Origin of the sequence: Pseudomonas sp. P135, from assembly GCF_020312125.1 — a bacterium.
Taxonomy (GTDB): domain Bacteria; phylum Pseudomonadota; class Gammaproteobacteria; order Pseudomonadales; family Pseudomonadaceae; genus Aquipseudomonas; species Aquipseudomonas fragariae.
This window is the reverse complement of the sequence record NZ_JAGPYR010000002.1, coordinates 268,003-280,661: the sequence shown is the minus strand read 5'-3', so window position 1 is coordinate 280,661 and position 12,659 is coordinate 268,003. Positions and strand designations below refer to the sequence as shown.

14 protein-coding genes are annotated in these 12,659 nt (G+C 58.7%); all 14 read right to left on the bottom strand.

Annotation, left to right across the window (positions count from 1 at the left end; all coding sequences use genetic code 11):
* Positions 1 to 18 precede the first annotated feature (18 nt).
* Positions 19 to 804, bottom strand: a complete 786-nt coding sequence (locus tag KBY08_RS03770; protein WP_003316828.1) for a protein phosphatase CheZ — start codon at positions 802 to 804, stop codon at positions 19 to 21.
* Positions 805 to 823: 19 nt separating this feature from the next.
* A complete protein-coding gene (locus tag KBY08_RS03765; RefSeq protein ID WP_161420660.1) occupies positions 824 to 1,198 on the bottom strand; it encodes a chemotaxis response regulator CheY in 375 nt (124 codons plus the stop codon).
* A 256-nt stretch (positions 1,199 to 1,454) separates the two neighbouring features.
* Positions 1,455 to 2,195, bottom strand: a complete 741-nt coding sequence (gene fliA, locus KBY08_RS03760; protein ID WP_003378731.1) for an RNA polymerase sigma factor FliA — start codon at positions 2,193 to 2,195, stop codon at positions 1,455 to 1,457.
* A complete protein-coding gene (fleN, locus tag KBY08_RS03755; RefSeq protein WP_003412391.1) occupies positions 2,192 to 3,025 on the bottom strand; it encodes a flagellar synthesis regulator FleN in 834 nt (277 codons plus the stop codon). Before fleN ends, fliA begins: the two co-directional genes overlap by 4 nt.
* A gap of 115 nt (positions 3,026 to 3,140) precedes the next feature.
* A complete protein-coding gene (gene flhF / locus KBY08_RS03750) occupies positions 3,141 to 4,469 on the bottom strand; it encodes a flagellar biosynthesis protein FlhF (protein WP_004408091.1) in 1,329 nt (442 codons plus the stop codon).
* 11 nt (positions 4,470 to 4,480) lie between these two features.
* Positions 4,481 to 6,610: a flagellar biosynthesis protein FlhA gene (gene flhA / locus KBY08_RS03745; RefSeq protein ID WP_003412395.1), complete on the bottom strand. Its 2,130-nt coding sequence runs from the start codon at positions 6,608 to 6,610 to the stop codon at positions 4,481 to 4,483.
* A gap of 318 nt (positions 6,611 to 6,928) precedes the next feature.
* Complete coding sequence (flhB, locus tag KBY08_RS03740; RefSeq protein WP_003316822.1) at positions 6,929 to 8,065, bottom strand: flagellar biosynthesis protein FlhB; 1,137 nt, start codon at positions 8,063 to 8,065, stop codon at positions 6,929 to 6,931.
* A complete protein-coding gene (gene fliR / locus KBY08_RS03735) occupies positions 8,066 to 8,851 on the bottom strand; it encodes a flagellar biosynthetic protein FliR (protein ID WP_017279339.1) in 786 nt (261 codons plus the stop codon).
* 6 nt (positions 8,852 to 8,857) lie between these two features.
* The gene (locus KBY08_RS03730; protein WP_002554277.1) at positions 8,858 to 9,127 is read right to left on the bottom strand and encodes a flagellar biosynthetic protein FliQ; all 270 of its coding nucleotides are present in this window, start codon (positions 9,125 to 9,127) and stop codon (positions 8,858 to 8,860) included.
* 25 nt (positions 9,128 to 9,152) lie between these two features.
* Positions 9,153 to 9,905, bottom strand: coding sequence for a flagellar type III secretion system pore protein FliP (fliP, locus tag KBY08_RS03725; RefSeq protein WP_003316820.1), 753 nt, complete (start codon positions 9,903 to 9,905; stop codon positions 9,153 to 9,155).
* Positions 9,905 to 10,345 carry a flagellar biosynthetic protein FliO gene (gene fliO / locus KBY08_RS03720; RefSeq protein WP_003343990.1) on the bottom strand — a complete coding sequence of 147 codons (441 nt, stop codon included), beginning with the start codon at positions 10,343 to 10,345 and terminating at the stop codon, positions 9,905 to 9,907. Before fliO ends, fliP begins: the two co-directional genes overlap by 1 nt.
* Positions 10,346 to 10,804 (bottom strand): flagellar motor switch protein FliN, encoded by a 459-nt coding sequence (gene fliN, locus KBY08_RS03715; protein ID WP_003316817.1) that lies wholly within the window; start codon positions 10,802 to 10,804, stop codon positions 10,346 to 10,348.
* A 61-nt stretch (positions 10,805 to 10,865) separates the two neighbouring features.
* Complete coding sequence (gene fliM / locus KBY08_RS03710) at positions 10,866 to 11,834, bottom strand: flagellar motor switch protein FliM (protein WP_003422170.1); 969 nt, start codon at positions 11,832 to 11,834, stop codon at positions 10,866 to 10,868.
* A gap of 9 nt (positions 11,835 to 11,843) precedes the next feature.
* Positions 11,844 to 12,356, bottom strand: a complete 513-nt coding sequence (gene fliL, locus KBY08_RS03705) for a flagellar basal body-associated protein FliL (RefSeq protein ID WP_003343996.1) — start codon at positions 12,354 to 12,356, stop codon at positions 11,844 to 11,846.
* Between the last annotated feature and the right edge of the window lie 303 nt (positions 12,357 to 12,659).

The window sequence follows — 12,659 nt, the reverse complement described above, 5'->3', positions numbered from 1 at the left end:
ATTAACCGTCAACAGACCTTAGAAGCCGAGGCTCGATAGCAGATCGTCTACATCATCCTGTCCGGATACGACGTCTTCACGTTTATCGGCATGAATCTGCGGACCTTCACCCTGAGCGAGATGTTTTTTAGGATCTTTTTCATCGAGGATGGATTGTTCGTCATGTTCGATGCCTGCGAAGCGATCGACATGACTGGCCATGAGCACCAGTTTGAGCAGGTTGCTCTCGACTTCAGTGACCAGTTGCGTCACACGCTTGATGACCTGACCGGTAAGGTCCTGGTAATCCTGGGCGAGCAGAATGTCATTGAGATGTGCGGAAACCTGATGGGTTTCCTTCTCGGTACGCGTCAGAAAACCATCGACCCGCTTGGCCAGCTCGCGGAACTCTTCGGCACCGATTTCGCGGCGCATGAAACGTCCCCAGTCATCGCTCAATGCCTTGGCGTCGGAACTCAGGCCGTTCATGACCGGCGTACTCTCCTCCACCAGGTCCATGGTGCGGTTGGCCGCATTCTCGGTCAGCCTCACCACATACGACAGGCGTTCGGTAGCATCCGTGATCTGCGACACTTCCTCGGCTTGAGGCATGTGCGGATCAATGTGAAAGTTTACGATTGCACTGTGCAGCTCACGAGTCAGCTTGCCCACTTCCTGATAAAGGCCGCGGTCGCGTGTCTGATTGAGTTCGTGGATCAGTTGCACAGCGTCACCGAAACGACCCTTTTCAAGGCTGGTGACAAGTTCCTGCGCGTGTCTTTTTAAGGTCGACTCAAAGTCGGCCATCGAATCATTGTTATCCATAGCGCCCTCGCGGCTTGCATCAGCTATTGACGCGTTCAAAGATCTTGTCGATCTTGTCTTTCAGGGCTTGGGCAGTGAATGGCTTGACTACATAACCGTTCACCCCAGCCTGGGCAGCTTCAATGATCTGCTCACGCTTGGCTTCGGCAGTGACCATCAGCACAGGAAGGCTCTTGAGGCGTTCGTCCTTGCGGACTTCGCGCAGCAGATCGATACCGGACATGCCAGGCATGTTCCAGTCCGTCACCAGAAAGTCAAAGGCACCGCTCTGCAGCATCGGCAATGCGGTCAGACCATCATCCGCTTCCGATGTGTTGGTAAACCCCAGATCACGCAAAAGGTTCTTGATGATCCGCCGCATCGTTGAGAAGTCATCAACGATGAGGATTTTCATGTTCTTGTCCAATTCGACCTCCAAGCAGTCTTTAACGCGTTCAGCACCTGAACACGCTGTTCACTCAATACTGGCACAGCACACCCCCGGCTGTACGAAACGACGACGGGCTTGGCACAACAACAGGCAAAGACCTGAGAAACAAGCCCATCAAGGCAATGCCTGACAGGCTTCTGACGGGTCCATCCTGTTACCACGTAACGCTCTGCACAGCCGGCTTGCAGTCAACGCGCGGCCATAGACCGCACATTGCCTGTCAACGCGCTCGCCACTCCCCCAAACGCCCTCGCAAACGAGCTGCGCACTGGCTGTGTAACTGACTGACCCGAGATTCGCTGACCCCCAGAACCTCTCCGATTTCCTTGAGGTTCAGCTCTTCGTCGTAGTACAGCGCCAACACCAGACGCTCACGCTCTGGCAGATTGGCAATTGCATCGGCCAACGCAGCCTGGAAGCGCTCGTCTTCCAGGTCGCGCGACGGCTCAAGCGAACCGCTTGCGCCATCCTCGTGCAGCCCTTCATGATCGCCGTCCTGCAGCAGGTCGTCGAAACTGAAGAGGCGGCTGCCCAAGGTATCGTTCAAAATCCCGTAGTAATCATCGAGACTTAACTGGAGTTCGGCCGCAACCTCGTGATCTTTAGCGTCACGGCCGGTTTTAGCTTCAATTGCCCGAATTGCGTCACTCACCATGCGCGTATTGCGGTGTACCGAGCGTGGCGCCCAGTCCCCCTTGCGCACTTCATCGAGCATCGCACCACGGATGCGGATGCCGGCATAGGTCTCGAAACTCGCACCCTTGGTGGAATCATACTTGGTGGAGACTTCAAGCAGGCCGATCATGCCGGCCTGGATCAGATCCTCGACCTGCACGCTGGCCGGCAAGCGCGCCAGCAGATGATAAGCGATACGCTTGACCAAGGGCGCATAGCGCTCGATCAACTCGTATTGTGAATTACGGGAAGTCTTGCTGTACATCTGGTAGCCGCTCGCAGTCATTGCACAGGCCCTGCACTGGTCTGGTGAACGAGTCGCTCAACGAAGAACTCGAGATGACCCCGCGGGTTGGCTGGCAACGGCCAGGTATCAACCTTCTGGGCAATGGCCTTGAAGGCCAGTGCACATTTGGAACGCGGGAATGCTTCGTAAACGGCGCGCTGTTTCTGTACAGCCTTGCGTACGCATTCGTCGTACGGCACGGCGCCTACATACTGCAGCGCAACATCGAGAAAACGATCCGTCACTTTGGTCAGTTTGGCGAACAGGTTGCGCCCTTCCTGCGGGCTCTGTGCCATGTTGGCCAGCACCCGGAAGCGGTTCATGCCGTAATCGCGGTTGAGCAGTTTGATCAGGGCGTAGGCATCGGTGATCGACGTGGGCTCGTCGCACACCACCAGCAGCACTTCCTGAGCGGCGCGCACGAAGCTGACCACCGACTCGCCGATACCGGCGGCTGTGTCGATCACCAGCACATCGAGGTTGTCGCCAATCTCGCTGAACGCCTGGATCAGGCCGGCATGCTGAGCGGGCGACAGATGCACCATGCTCTGGGTGCCGGACGCAGCGGGTACGATCCGAACCCCGCCCGGCCCCTGCAACAGCACGTCGCGCAACTCACAACGCCCCTCGATGACATCGGCAAGCGTGCGCTTGGGCGTCAACCCAAGCAGCACGTCGACATTGGCCAGACCCAGATCGGCGTCCAGCAGCATGACGCGACGGCCGAGCTCGGCGAGGGCCAGTGAAAGGTTCACTGACACGTTAGTCTTACCGACGCCACCTTTGCCACCGGTCACCGCGATAACCTGTACGGGATGCATGCTGCCCATGTTATTTCTTTACCTTGTCTTGCGTAGACCGAAACCACATCGAGGGCTGCACGTGCGCAAATGAACACCGCATGGCAGACCGTTGACGCAGGGACATTCCAATAATATCCATCACTTAACCCACTCTCTTGCCAGGGGTGTGATAGAGGTCAGCAAACATATCAGCCATTGCTTCTTCACTAGGCTCATCCTGCATTTGCACACTCACCGCGCGGCTTACCAGTTGATGACGACGCGGGGTATGCAGGTCATCAGGAATGCGTGGTCCGTCCGTGAGGTAGGCCACAGGTAATTCGTGACTGATCGCCAGGCTCAGGACTTCACCGAGGCTGGCTGTTTCATCAAGCTTGGTCAGAATGCATCCGGCCAGGCCACAACGTTTGTAACTGTGATACGCGGCTGTCAGCACCTGCTTCTGGCTGGTGGTTGCCAGTACCAGATAGTTGCGCGACTTGATGCCACGACCCGCGAGGCTTTCCAGCTGCATGCGCAGCGCAGGATCACTGGCCTGCAGGCCGGCGGTGTCAATCAGCACCACCCGCTTGCGCAGCAGCGGTTCCAGCGCCTGAACCAGAGACTGGCCAGGATCGATATGGGTGACCGGTACGTTGAGGATGCGCCCAAGGGTCTTGAGCTGCTCCTGCGCGCCGATGCGGAAACTGTCCATGCTGACCAGTGCGATATTCTGCGGGCCGTACTTCAACACGTAACGTGCTGCCAGTTTGGCCAGCGTGGTGGTCTTGCCCATGCCGGCAGGACCGACCATTGCAATCACGCCGCCCTCTTCGAGCGGCTCGACTTCAGGGACGGCGATCATGCGGGCCAGGTGCGCCAGCAGCATGCGCCAGGCCTGACGAGGCTCGTCGATCTCCGGAATCATCGACAGCAGGTCGCGTGACAGCGGGCCGGACAGGCCGACACGTTGCAGGCGTCGCCACAGGTTGGCCTGCTGCGGACGAGTGCCCTGCAGCTGGTTCCAGGCCAGCGAGCCGAGCTGGACTTCCAGCAGCTCACGCAGGCCGTTCAATTCGGAGCGCATCGAGTCATAGGCGCGCTGGCCAATGGCAGGCTCGGCGGCCTGTGGCGGTGCATACGCGAATGGACGCGGCGGCTCTTCGAGTGTCGGCTCGATGTGCGTCTCGGCAGGGTTGCCCGGCTTGCCGGAAAACAGCTGCAGGTTGATCGATGCATCGCTGTCGCTGCGGTTGTTCAATTCGGCCTGGGCGGAAACGATACGCGACTGAGTCTTGCGCAACTCGTCTTCCAGCTCCATGTTCGGCACACGCGGTGCCAGGGCGGACAGCTTGTAATCCAGAGCGGCAGTCAGCTCTACGCCACCGGCAATGCGCCGGTTACCGATGATGGCCGCTTCAGCGCCCAGCTCATCGCGAACCAGCTTCATGGCTTGACGCATATCGGCGGCGAAAAATCGCTTAACTTGCATGACTCACTACCTCAGCCGTTTGGCCCGACAGTCGCTACGATGGTTACTTGCTTGTTGTCCGGAATTTCCTGATACGCCAGAACATGCATGTTCGGTACAGCCAATCGTCCAAATCGTGACAGCATCGCCCGGACAGGCCCTGCTACCAGAAGAATTACCGGCAACCCTTGCATCTCCTGACGCTGGGCGGCCTCGATCAACGAACGCTGGAGCTTCTCAGCCATGCTTGGCTCAAGAAGAACGCCTTCTTCCTGACCCTGACCAGCCTTCTGCAAACTATTGAGCAATATCTGTTCCAACCTTGGCTCCAGAGTGATAACAGGCAGCTCCGGCTCAACGCCTACAATGCTTTGGACGATTGCGCGGCTCAGACCCACGCGCACTGCGGCCACCAAAGCGGCGGTATCTTGACTCTTCCCGGCGTTGTTGGCGATAGCCTCTGCAATGCTGCGAATATCCCGCACAGGTACGTGTTCAGCCAGCAGCGCCTGCAGCACGTTGAGCAGCGAGGACAGCGACAGCACGCCCGGTACCAGCTCTTCAGCCAGCTTGGGCGAGCTTTTGGCCAGCAATTGCATCAATTGCTGGACTTCTTCGTGGCCGATCAGCTCATGCGAATGTTTGTAGAGAATCTGGTTCAGGTGGGTTGCCACTACCGTACTGGCATCGACCACGGTGTAACCCAGTGACTGCGCCTGACTGCGCTGGCTGATTTCGATCCACACGGCTTCCAGACCAAACGCCGGGTCTCTGGCGGTAATGCCGTTCAGGGTGCCGAACACTTGACCGGGGTTGATCGCCAGTTCGCGATCCGGGTAGATCTCGGCCTCGGCCAGAATCACACCCATCAGCGTCAGACGATAGGCGCTGGGCGCCAGATCGAGGTTGTCGCGAATGTGCACGGTAGGCATCAGGAAACCGAGCTCTTGCGAGAGCTTCTTGCGCACACCCTTGATACGCGCCAGCAACTGGCCACCTTGATTGCGATCCACCAGCGGAATCAGGCGATAACCCACTTCCAGGCCAATGATATCGATGGGCGTCACGTCATCCCAACCCAGTTCTTTGGCATCCTGAACACGGGTCGGCGAAGGCAGCAGGTCTTGCTGGCGCTGCACTTCGGCGATGGCCTCGACCTTCACCTGATTTTCTTTTTTCCACAACAGGTAGGCGCCGCCTGCGGCAACCAGCCCGAGACTGATAAAGGAAAAGTGCGGCATGCCCGGGACAAGGCCCATGACGATCATGATTGCAGCGGAAACCCCCAGCGCCTTGGGCGAGGCGAACATCTGACGATTGATCAGCTTGCCCATCTCTTCCGAACCGGAAGCACGGGTCACCATGATCGCTGCGGCGGTGGACAGCAGCAGTGATGGCAATTGCGCCACCAAACCGTCACCGATGGTCAGCAGGGTGTAAACGCGGCCGGCGTCGGCGAAGGTCATGTTGTGTTGCAGGATGCCGACCAGCATGCCGCCGATCAGGTTGATGAACAGAATCAGCAGACCGGCAATCGCATCGCCGCGCACGAATTTACTGGCACCGTCCATGGAACCGTAGAACTCGGCTTCCTGGGCCACTTCGGCACGGCGGCGCTTGGCTTCCGGCTGATCGATGAGGCCGGCGTTGAGGTCGGCGTCGATCGCCATCTGTTTGCCGGGCATCGCGTCGAGGGTGAAGCGCGCGCTCACCTCGGAAATACGGCCGGCACCCTTGGTGATGACCACGAAGTTGATGATCATCAGAATCGCGAACACCACGATACCGACGACGTAGTTGCCACCGATCACCACTTCACCGAAGGCCTGAATCACCTTGCCCGCAGCAGCGTGGCCGTCCTGACCGTGAAGCATGACCACCCGCGTGGAAGCGACGTTCAGCGCCAGACGCAGCAACGTGGCGACCAGCAGAATGGTGGGAAATACCGAGAAGTCCAGCGGCCGCAGTGCGTACACGCAGACCAGCAGCACGACGATGGACAGTGCAATGTTGAACGTGAAGAACACGTCCAGCAGGAACGGCGGCATCGGCAACATCATCATTGCCATCATGACCAGCAACAACAACGGAACGCCCAACTGACCACGGCCAAGGCCTGTGATATTGCTGCGTGCGCTACTGAGTAATTGAGAGCGATCCACTGATTCGTTACCTGCGCACTAGATCAAAACATTGACGCCGATGGCGCCCTGTATCGACCCTGTTGCAAAAATCTGTCCAACTTTTACAAAGCCAGTGGCGGTAAGGCTTTAGGCACAGAAGTCACGTAAATCCGGTGCGCTGAGCGCAGTCAGAAAATCTTCTCGTTTACCTGTGCAAGAACGGACGCGGAGCGTCCGGAACGGCATGCCCGCGCGGAGCATGGGCAGGTAATCTCGCTCCTCACGCTTCAGCGCGGGAAGGCCGTGGGTGACGCTCTGCGTCACAAATCTGCGCCGCACCACGCGTCCAGGAGCAGACTACGCGTCGCGCTGCAGGTCGGGCGGGATCTTGATGTCGCCCAGAGGGTCGGGGCGCTTGCCCTGACCGGCGCGGAACTGGCGGATCTGGTAGACGTAGGCCAGCACCTGGGCGACTGCCAGATACAGCCCGGCAGGGATCTCCTGATCAAGCTCGGTGCTGTAGTAGATAGAACGCGCCAGTGCCGCAGACTCCAGAATCAGGATCTCGTTATGCGCGCCGATTTCACGAATTTTCAGCGCCACCAGATCCGTACCCTTGGCCAGCAACATCGGCGCCCCGCCCTGCTCGGGATCGTATTTGAGGGCGACGGCGAAGTGTGTCGGGTTGGTGATGATCACGTCTGCTTCGGGAACGGAGGCCATCATGCGCCGCTGCGACATTTCACGCTGCAACTGACGAATACGTTGCTTGACCTCCGGGCTGCCCTCGCTGTTCTTGTGCTCGTCGCGCACTTCCTGCTTGGTCATCAGCAATTTCTTGTGCGCTTCATACAACACGAACGGCACATCCGCCGCCGCGATGAATATCAGGCCGCAAGCCATCCAGAAACTGCTCCAGCCCACCACCACCAGGCTATGGATCATGGCCTGCTCGAGCGGCTCGTGAGCAATCGCGACCAGATCCTTGCGCTCATTGTTCAGGACCACCAGCGCCACTGCCAGAGTGATCAGGAATTTTCCGAAGGACTTGAGCAACTCGACCAGCGCATGCGGCGAGAACATGCGCTTGAGCCCTGCTGCCGGGTTCATGCGGCTGAACTTGGGCATCAACGATTTGGTTGCGAACAACCAGCCACCGAGCATGATCGGCCCCACCAGTGCGGCAACCAGCATGGCGATCAGAAACGGCAGGACCACGACCAGCGCATGCATCCCGGAACTGAGCAGCGCCTTGCCCATGTAGGACTGGTCCATCAGGGTTTCACGGGATATCGTGAAATTGTCACGCATCAGTTCGGACATCATCAGGGCGATATCAGAGCCGAACATCAGTAACCCGCCCGCCCCCATCAGCATCACCACCAGCGTGGTCAGCTCCTTGGAGCGCGCGATCTGGCCGTCAGCCCGTGAGTCCTTGACCTTTTTTTCCGTGGGGTCTTCTGTCTTGTCCTGGCCATTCTCGTTTTCTGCCATTCAACGAGCCCTCACCATATCGCGCAACGCCTGCAATGCCTGCGTTGCGATCGGTTGATACTGATTGAGCATGTCACCCATGGTCATCCACAGAATGACCATGCCCAACACCAGCGTAAGCGGGAAGCCGATGGAAAAGATGTTGAGTTGCGGCGCGGCGCGAGTCATGACCCCGAAGGCGATGTTGATGATCAGCAGCGCGGTGATCGCAGGCAATACCAGTCGCAGACCCGAAGCCAGTGCCCAGCCCAGCCCATTGGCCAGCTCCCAGAAGTTATTGACCAGCAAACCACTGCCGACCGGCATCGTGGTAAAGCTCTCGACGAGAACCTCCAGCACCACCAGATGGCCGTTCATGGCCAGGAACAACAGGGTGACCAGCATCGTGAAGAACTGACCAATGGTGGCGGAGGAAACACCGTTGGTAGGGTCGACCATTGACGCAAAGCCCATCCCCATCTGCGTCGAGATGATCTGTCCCGCGATGACAAAGATATGGAAGAACAACTGCAACGACAAGCCCATCCCGGCGCCGATGATGATCTGTTCACCGATCAGCAACAGCGCGCTCAGGTCGAGCGCCTGCACGGGCGGCATGGCTGGGAGCGCAGGCGCGACCACTACGGTGATCGCCACGGCGAGATACATGCGCACGCGACGCGGGACCAGCGTGGTGCCGATGATCGGCATGGTCATCAGCAACGCGATGATGCGAAACAGCGGCAGCATGAAGCTGGCTACCCAGGTACTGATCTGGGTATCGGTCAGCGCAAGCATCGGCTGCATGCGGTGCTAGCCGATCAGGGTCGGAATACTGGTGTACAACGACAGCATGTATTCCATGAATATTTTCAACAGCCACGGGCCGATGACGATAAGGGTGACGAGCATCACCAGCAGACGCGGCAGGAAGCTCAAGGTCTGTTCGTTGATCTGCGTGGCCGCCTGAAACATGGCCACCAGCAGACCGCACAACAGGCTCGGCACCACAAGAATCGCGACCAGCACAGTGGTCAGCCACAGCGCCTCGCGGAACAGATCGACGGCTACTTCCGGCGTCATCGGGCAGACTCCTCAGTAAAACGGCTCATACGCCACCAAAACTGCCAGCCAGGGTGCCGACAATCAGCGCCCAGCCGTCCACCAGTACAAACAGCATGATCTTGAACGGCAGAGAAATGATCAGCGGCGACAGCATCATCATACCCATCGCCATCAGCACACTGGCCACCACCAGATCGATGATCAGAAACGGAATGAAGATCATGAAGCCGATCTGAAACGCCGTCTTGAGTTCCGAAATCACGAACGCCGGAACCAGAATGGTCAATGGCGCGGCATCCGGGGTCGGAATGTCGGTACGCTTGGACAGGCGCATGAACAGCTCGAGATCGCTGGTGCGCGTCTGGGCCAGCATGAAGTCCTTGATCGGCACTTGCGCCTTGGCCACCGCATCCTGCGCGGAAAGTTTCTCCGCCAGGTAAGGCTGCAAGGCGTCCTGATTCACCCGATCGAAGACCGGCGCCATGATGAACATGGTCAGAAACAGCGCCATGCCGGTGAGGATCTGGTTCGACGGCGCCTGCTGCAGGCCGAGGGCCTGACGCAGGATCGAGAAGACGATGATGATTCGCGTGAAGCTGGTCATCAACATGACAAACGCCGGAATGAAGCTCAGCGCGGTCATGATCAGCAGAATCTGCAGGCTGACCGAATACTCCTGCTGACCATCGGCACCGTTGGACAGCGTGATCGCCGGAATCGACAGCGGATCGGCCGCCAGCGCAGCAGGCGTCACCATGACCAGCAACAGCAGTATCAGGAAACGCAAGGCGCCCATCACTTCTTGTCCTTATCCTTGCCCATCAGCTCCATCAGGCGCTGAGCGAATTCAGGGGTGGCCTGCTCGCGCACCGGCACCTGCACCGGCTCCTTGAGCACATGCAGAGGCGTGATTCGCCCGGGCGTAATGCCCAGCAGCACCTGTTCATTGCCGATCTGCACCAGCACCAGCCGATCACGCGGCCCCAGCGCGCGCGAACTCACCAGCTCGATCACCTGATTGCTGTTCGGCCCGACGCGCTGCACCCGGCGCATCAGCCAGGCGAGCACGAAGATCAGACCAATCACCAGGATCAGACCGAACAGCAGTTGCACCACCTGCCCGCCCATGCCGCCGGAGACCGTGTTGGCCACCTGCGCAGGCGCCGCCTGAGCGGCGGGTTCGGCGGCCCAGGCCAGCGATGGCAGGGTCAGCAGAACACTCAGCCAGCGCCTCACTTAGCGCAGCTTCTTGATGCGTTCGCTCGGGCTGATCACGTCGGTCAGACGGATGCCGAACTTTTCGTTGACCACCACCACTTCGCCATGCGCGATCAGTGTGCCGTTGACCAGCACATCCAGCGGTTCGCCCGCCAGACGATCCAGCTCGATCACCGAGCCCTGGTTGAGCTGCAACAGGTTGCGAATGTTAATGTCGGTGCTGCCCACTTCCATGGAGATCGATACCGGAATGTCGAGAATCACATCCAGATTGGGACCATCCAGAGAAACCGGACCAGTGCTTTTCGGCACGCTGCCAAACTCTTCCATGGCCATCCGGCTACCCGAATTCCCGGCGTCCGCAGCCAGCAACGCATCAATATCAGCCTGACTGTCGCCAGCTTCGCCCAAGGCAGCAGCCCATTCATCGGCCAATGCCTGATCTTCAGCAGACGTCATATCGTTTTCATCAGCCATCGGTTGTCCTCTGCACGCAGTATTTCAGTTACGCAACAATTTCCGACGCAGACCAGAAAGGTCAGCGTCGCGCTATGGGTTCGATTACTTGCAGGGCCATCTTGCCCTTGTGCGAGCCAAGCTTGACCTTGAATGAAGGTACGCCATTGGCTCGCATGACCAGCGAGTCGCTCAGTTCCACCGGGATCACATCACCAGGGCGCATGTGCAGAATGTCCCGCAACGGCAACTGGCGCTGGGCGATGGTCGTCGTGAGCGGCACGTTGACGTCCAGCACGTCTTCCTTGAGCGCGTTGACCCAACGCTCATCCTGGTCGTCCAGATCGGACTGGAAACCGGCATCGAGCATTTCGCGGATCGGCTCAATCATCGAGTACGGCATGGTCACGTGCAGATCGCCACCACCGCCATCGAGTTCGATGTGGAAGGTGGAAATAACTACAGCCTCGCTCGGCCCTACGATGTTGGCCATGGCCGGGTTCACTTCCGAGTTGATGTACTCGAAATTCACTTCCATGATCGCCTGCCAGGCCTCCTTGAGGTCGACAAACGCCTGATCCAGCACCATGCGCACGACACGCAGTTCGGTCGGCGTGAACTCCCGGCCTTCGATCTTGGCGTGACGCCCGTCACCGCCGAAAAAGTTGTCCACCAGCTTGAACACCAGCTTGGCATCGAGAATGAACAGCGCGGTGCCACGCAGCGGCTTGATCTTGGCCAGGTTAAGGCTGGTCGGCACGTACAGGGAATGCACGTACTCACCGAACTTCATGACCTGGACACCGCCCACCGCCACGTCCGCAGAGCGGCGCAGCAGGTTGAACATGCTGATACGCGTGTAGCGGGCGAATCGCTCGTTGATCATTTCCAGCGTCGGCATGCGTCCGCGGACGATCCGGTCCTGGCTGGTCAGGTCGTAACTTTTGACGCTGCCAGGTTCGCTGTTGTTGTCGGTCTGGACCATCCCATCGTCGACGCCATGCAGCAGCGCATCGATCTCATCCTGGGAGAGCAGGTCTTGCACGGCCATGTGAGAGTCCTACTGCAATACGAAGTTAGTGAAGAGCAGCTGTTCGATCACAGTCTTGCCGAGTTCTTTCTGTGCGACTTCCTGAATGCTGGCGGTCGCTTTCTGGCGCAGCATTTCCTGGCCGATCGGCGAAGCCAGCGATTCGAAGGGAATGGCTGCAAACAGCATGACCAGATTATTGCGGATCAATGGCATGTGTACCTTCAGCGCTTCCATGTCGGCTGCGTTACGGCCCAGCATGGTAATACTCACCTGCATGTAGCGTTGGCGACCGTTGGCGTTGAAGTTGACGACGAAGGCCGGGGTCATCGGTTCGAACACCGCCACTGGCTTGACGTTCGCTGCCGCTGCAGCCGCCGCTGGATCTACCTTGCTTTCGCTCTTGTGCATGAGGAACCAGGTCGCGCCCACCGACAAGCCTACCGCCAGCAGCAACGCCACGACGGCGATGATAATGAGCTTGAGTTTGCCTTTACCTTTGCCTGTGGTCGCGGGGTCTTTAACTTCTTCGCTCTGCGCCATGCCAATAATCCGTCACTATTCAAGAGGTTCTTCAATACGTGACAGAGGCAGAGCAAGTGTTATGCCAGAGTTGTACGAAACGGGGATGTATCGGACACAACCGGTTACGCGCCAGGGCGCGCAGGGATCGTGATTCTTGTGCCAGCGCTGAGGGCCCGGCCCGGGAATTGATGACCATCGTCCCCACGCTCCGCAGGGAAATGCCGTTCGTGAGCGGCTGCCACGACTATCGTTCCCACGCTCTGGGTGGGAATGCAGTTCGTGACGCTCTGCGTCACACGGCGGTTTTTCTTTGTCAGGTGA

Bases quoted from the DNA above. Each gene is read 5' to 3' on its own strand.
- fliP (WP_003316820.1), bottom strand. From the start codon at position 9,905: ATGGGCGCCTTGCGTTTCCTGATACTGCTGTTGCTGGTCATGGTGACG.
- KBY08_RS03730 (WP_002554277.1), bottom strand. From the start codon at position 9,127: ATGACGCCGGAAGTAGCCGTCGATCTGTTCCGCGAGGCGCTGTGGCTG.
- fliN (WP_003316817.1), bottom strand. From the start codon at position 10,804: ATGGCTGATGAAAACGATATGACGTCTGCTGAAGATCAGGCATTGGCC.
- fliA (WP_003378731.1), bottom strand. From the start codon at position 2,195: ATGACTGCGAGCGGCTACCAGATGTACAGCAAGACTTCCCGTAATTCA.
- fliM (WP_003422170.1), bottom strand. From the start codon at position 11,834: ATGGCCGTGCAAGACCTGCTCTCCCAGGATGAGATCGATGCGCTGCTG.
- fliR (WP_017279339.1), bottom strand. From the start codon at position 8,851: ATGCAGCCGATGCTTGCGCTGACCGATACCCAGATCAGTACCTGGGTA.
- KBY08_RS03770 (WP_003316828.1), bottom strand. From the start codon at position 804: ATGGATAACAATGATTCGATGGCCGACTTTGAGTCGACCTTAAAAAGA.
- fliL (WP_003343996.1), bottom strand. From the start codon at position 12,356: ATGGCGCAGAGCGAAGAAGTTAAAGACCCCGCGACCACAGGCAAAGGT.
- flhF (WP_004408091.1), bottom strand. From the start codon at position 4,469: ATGCAAGTTAAGCGATTTTTCGCCGCCGATATGCGTCAAGCCATGAAG.
- flhB (WP_003316822.1), bottom strand. From the start codon at position 8,065: ATGGCAGAAAACGAGAATGGCCAGGACAAGACAGAAGACCCCACGGAA.
- KBY08_RS03765 (WP_161420660.1), bottom strand. From the start codon at position 1,198: ATGAAAATCCTCATCGTTGATGACTTCTCAACGATGCGGCGGATCATC.
- fleN (WP_003412391.1), bottom strand. From the start codon at position 3,025: ATGGGCAGCATGCATCCCGTACAGGTTATCGCGGTGACCGGTGGCAAA.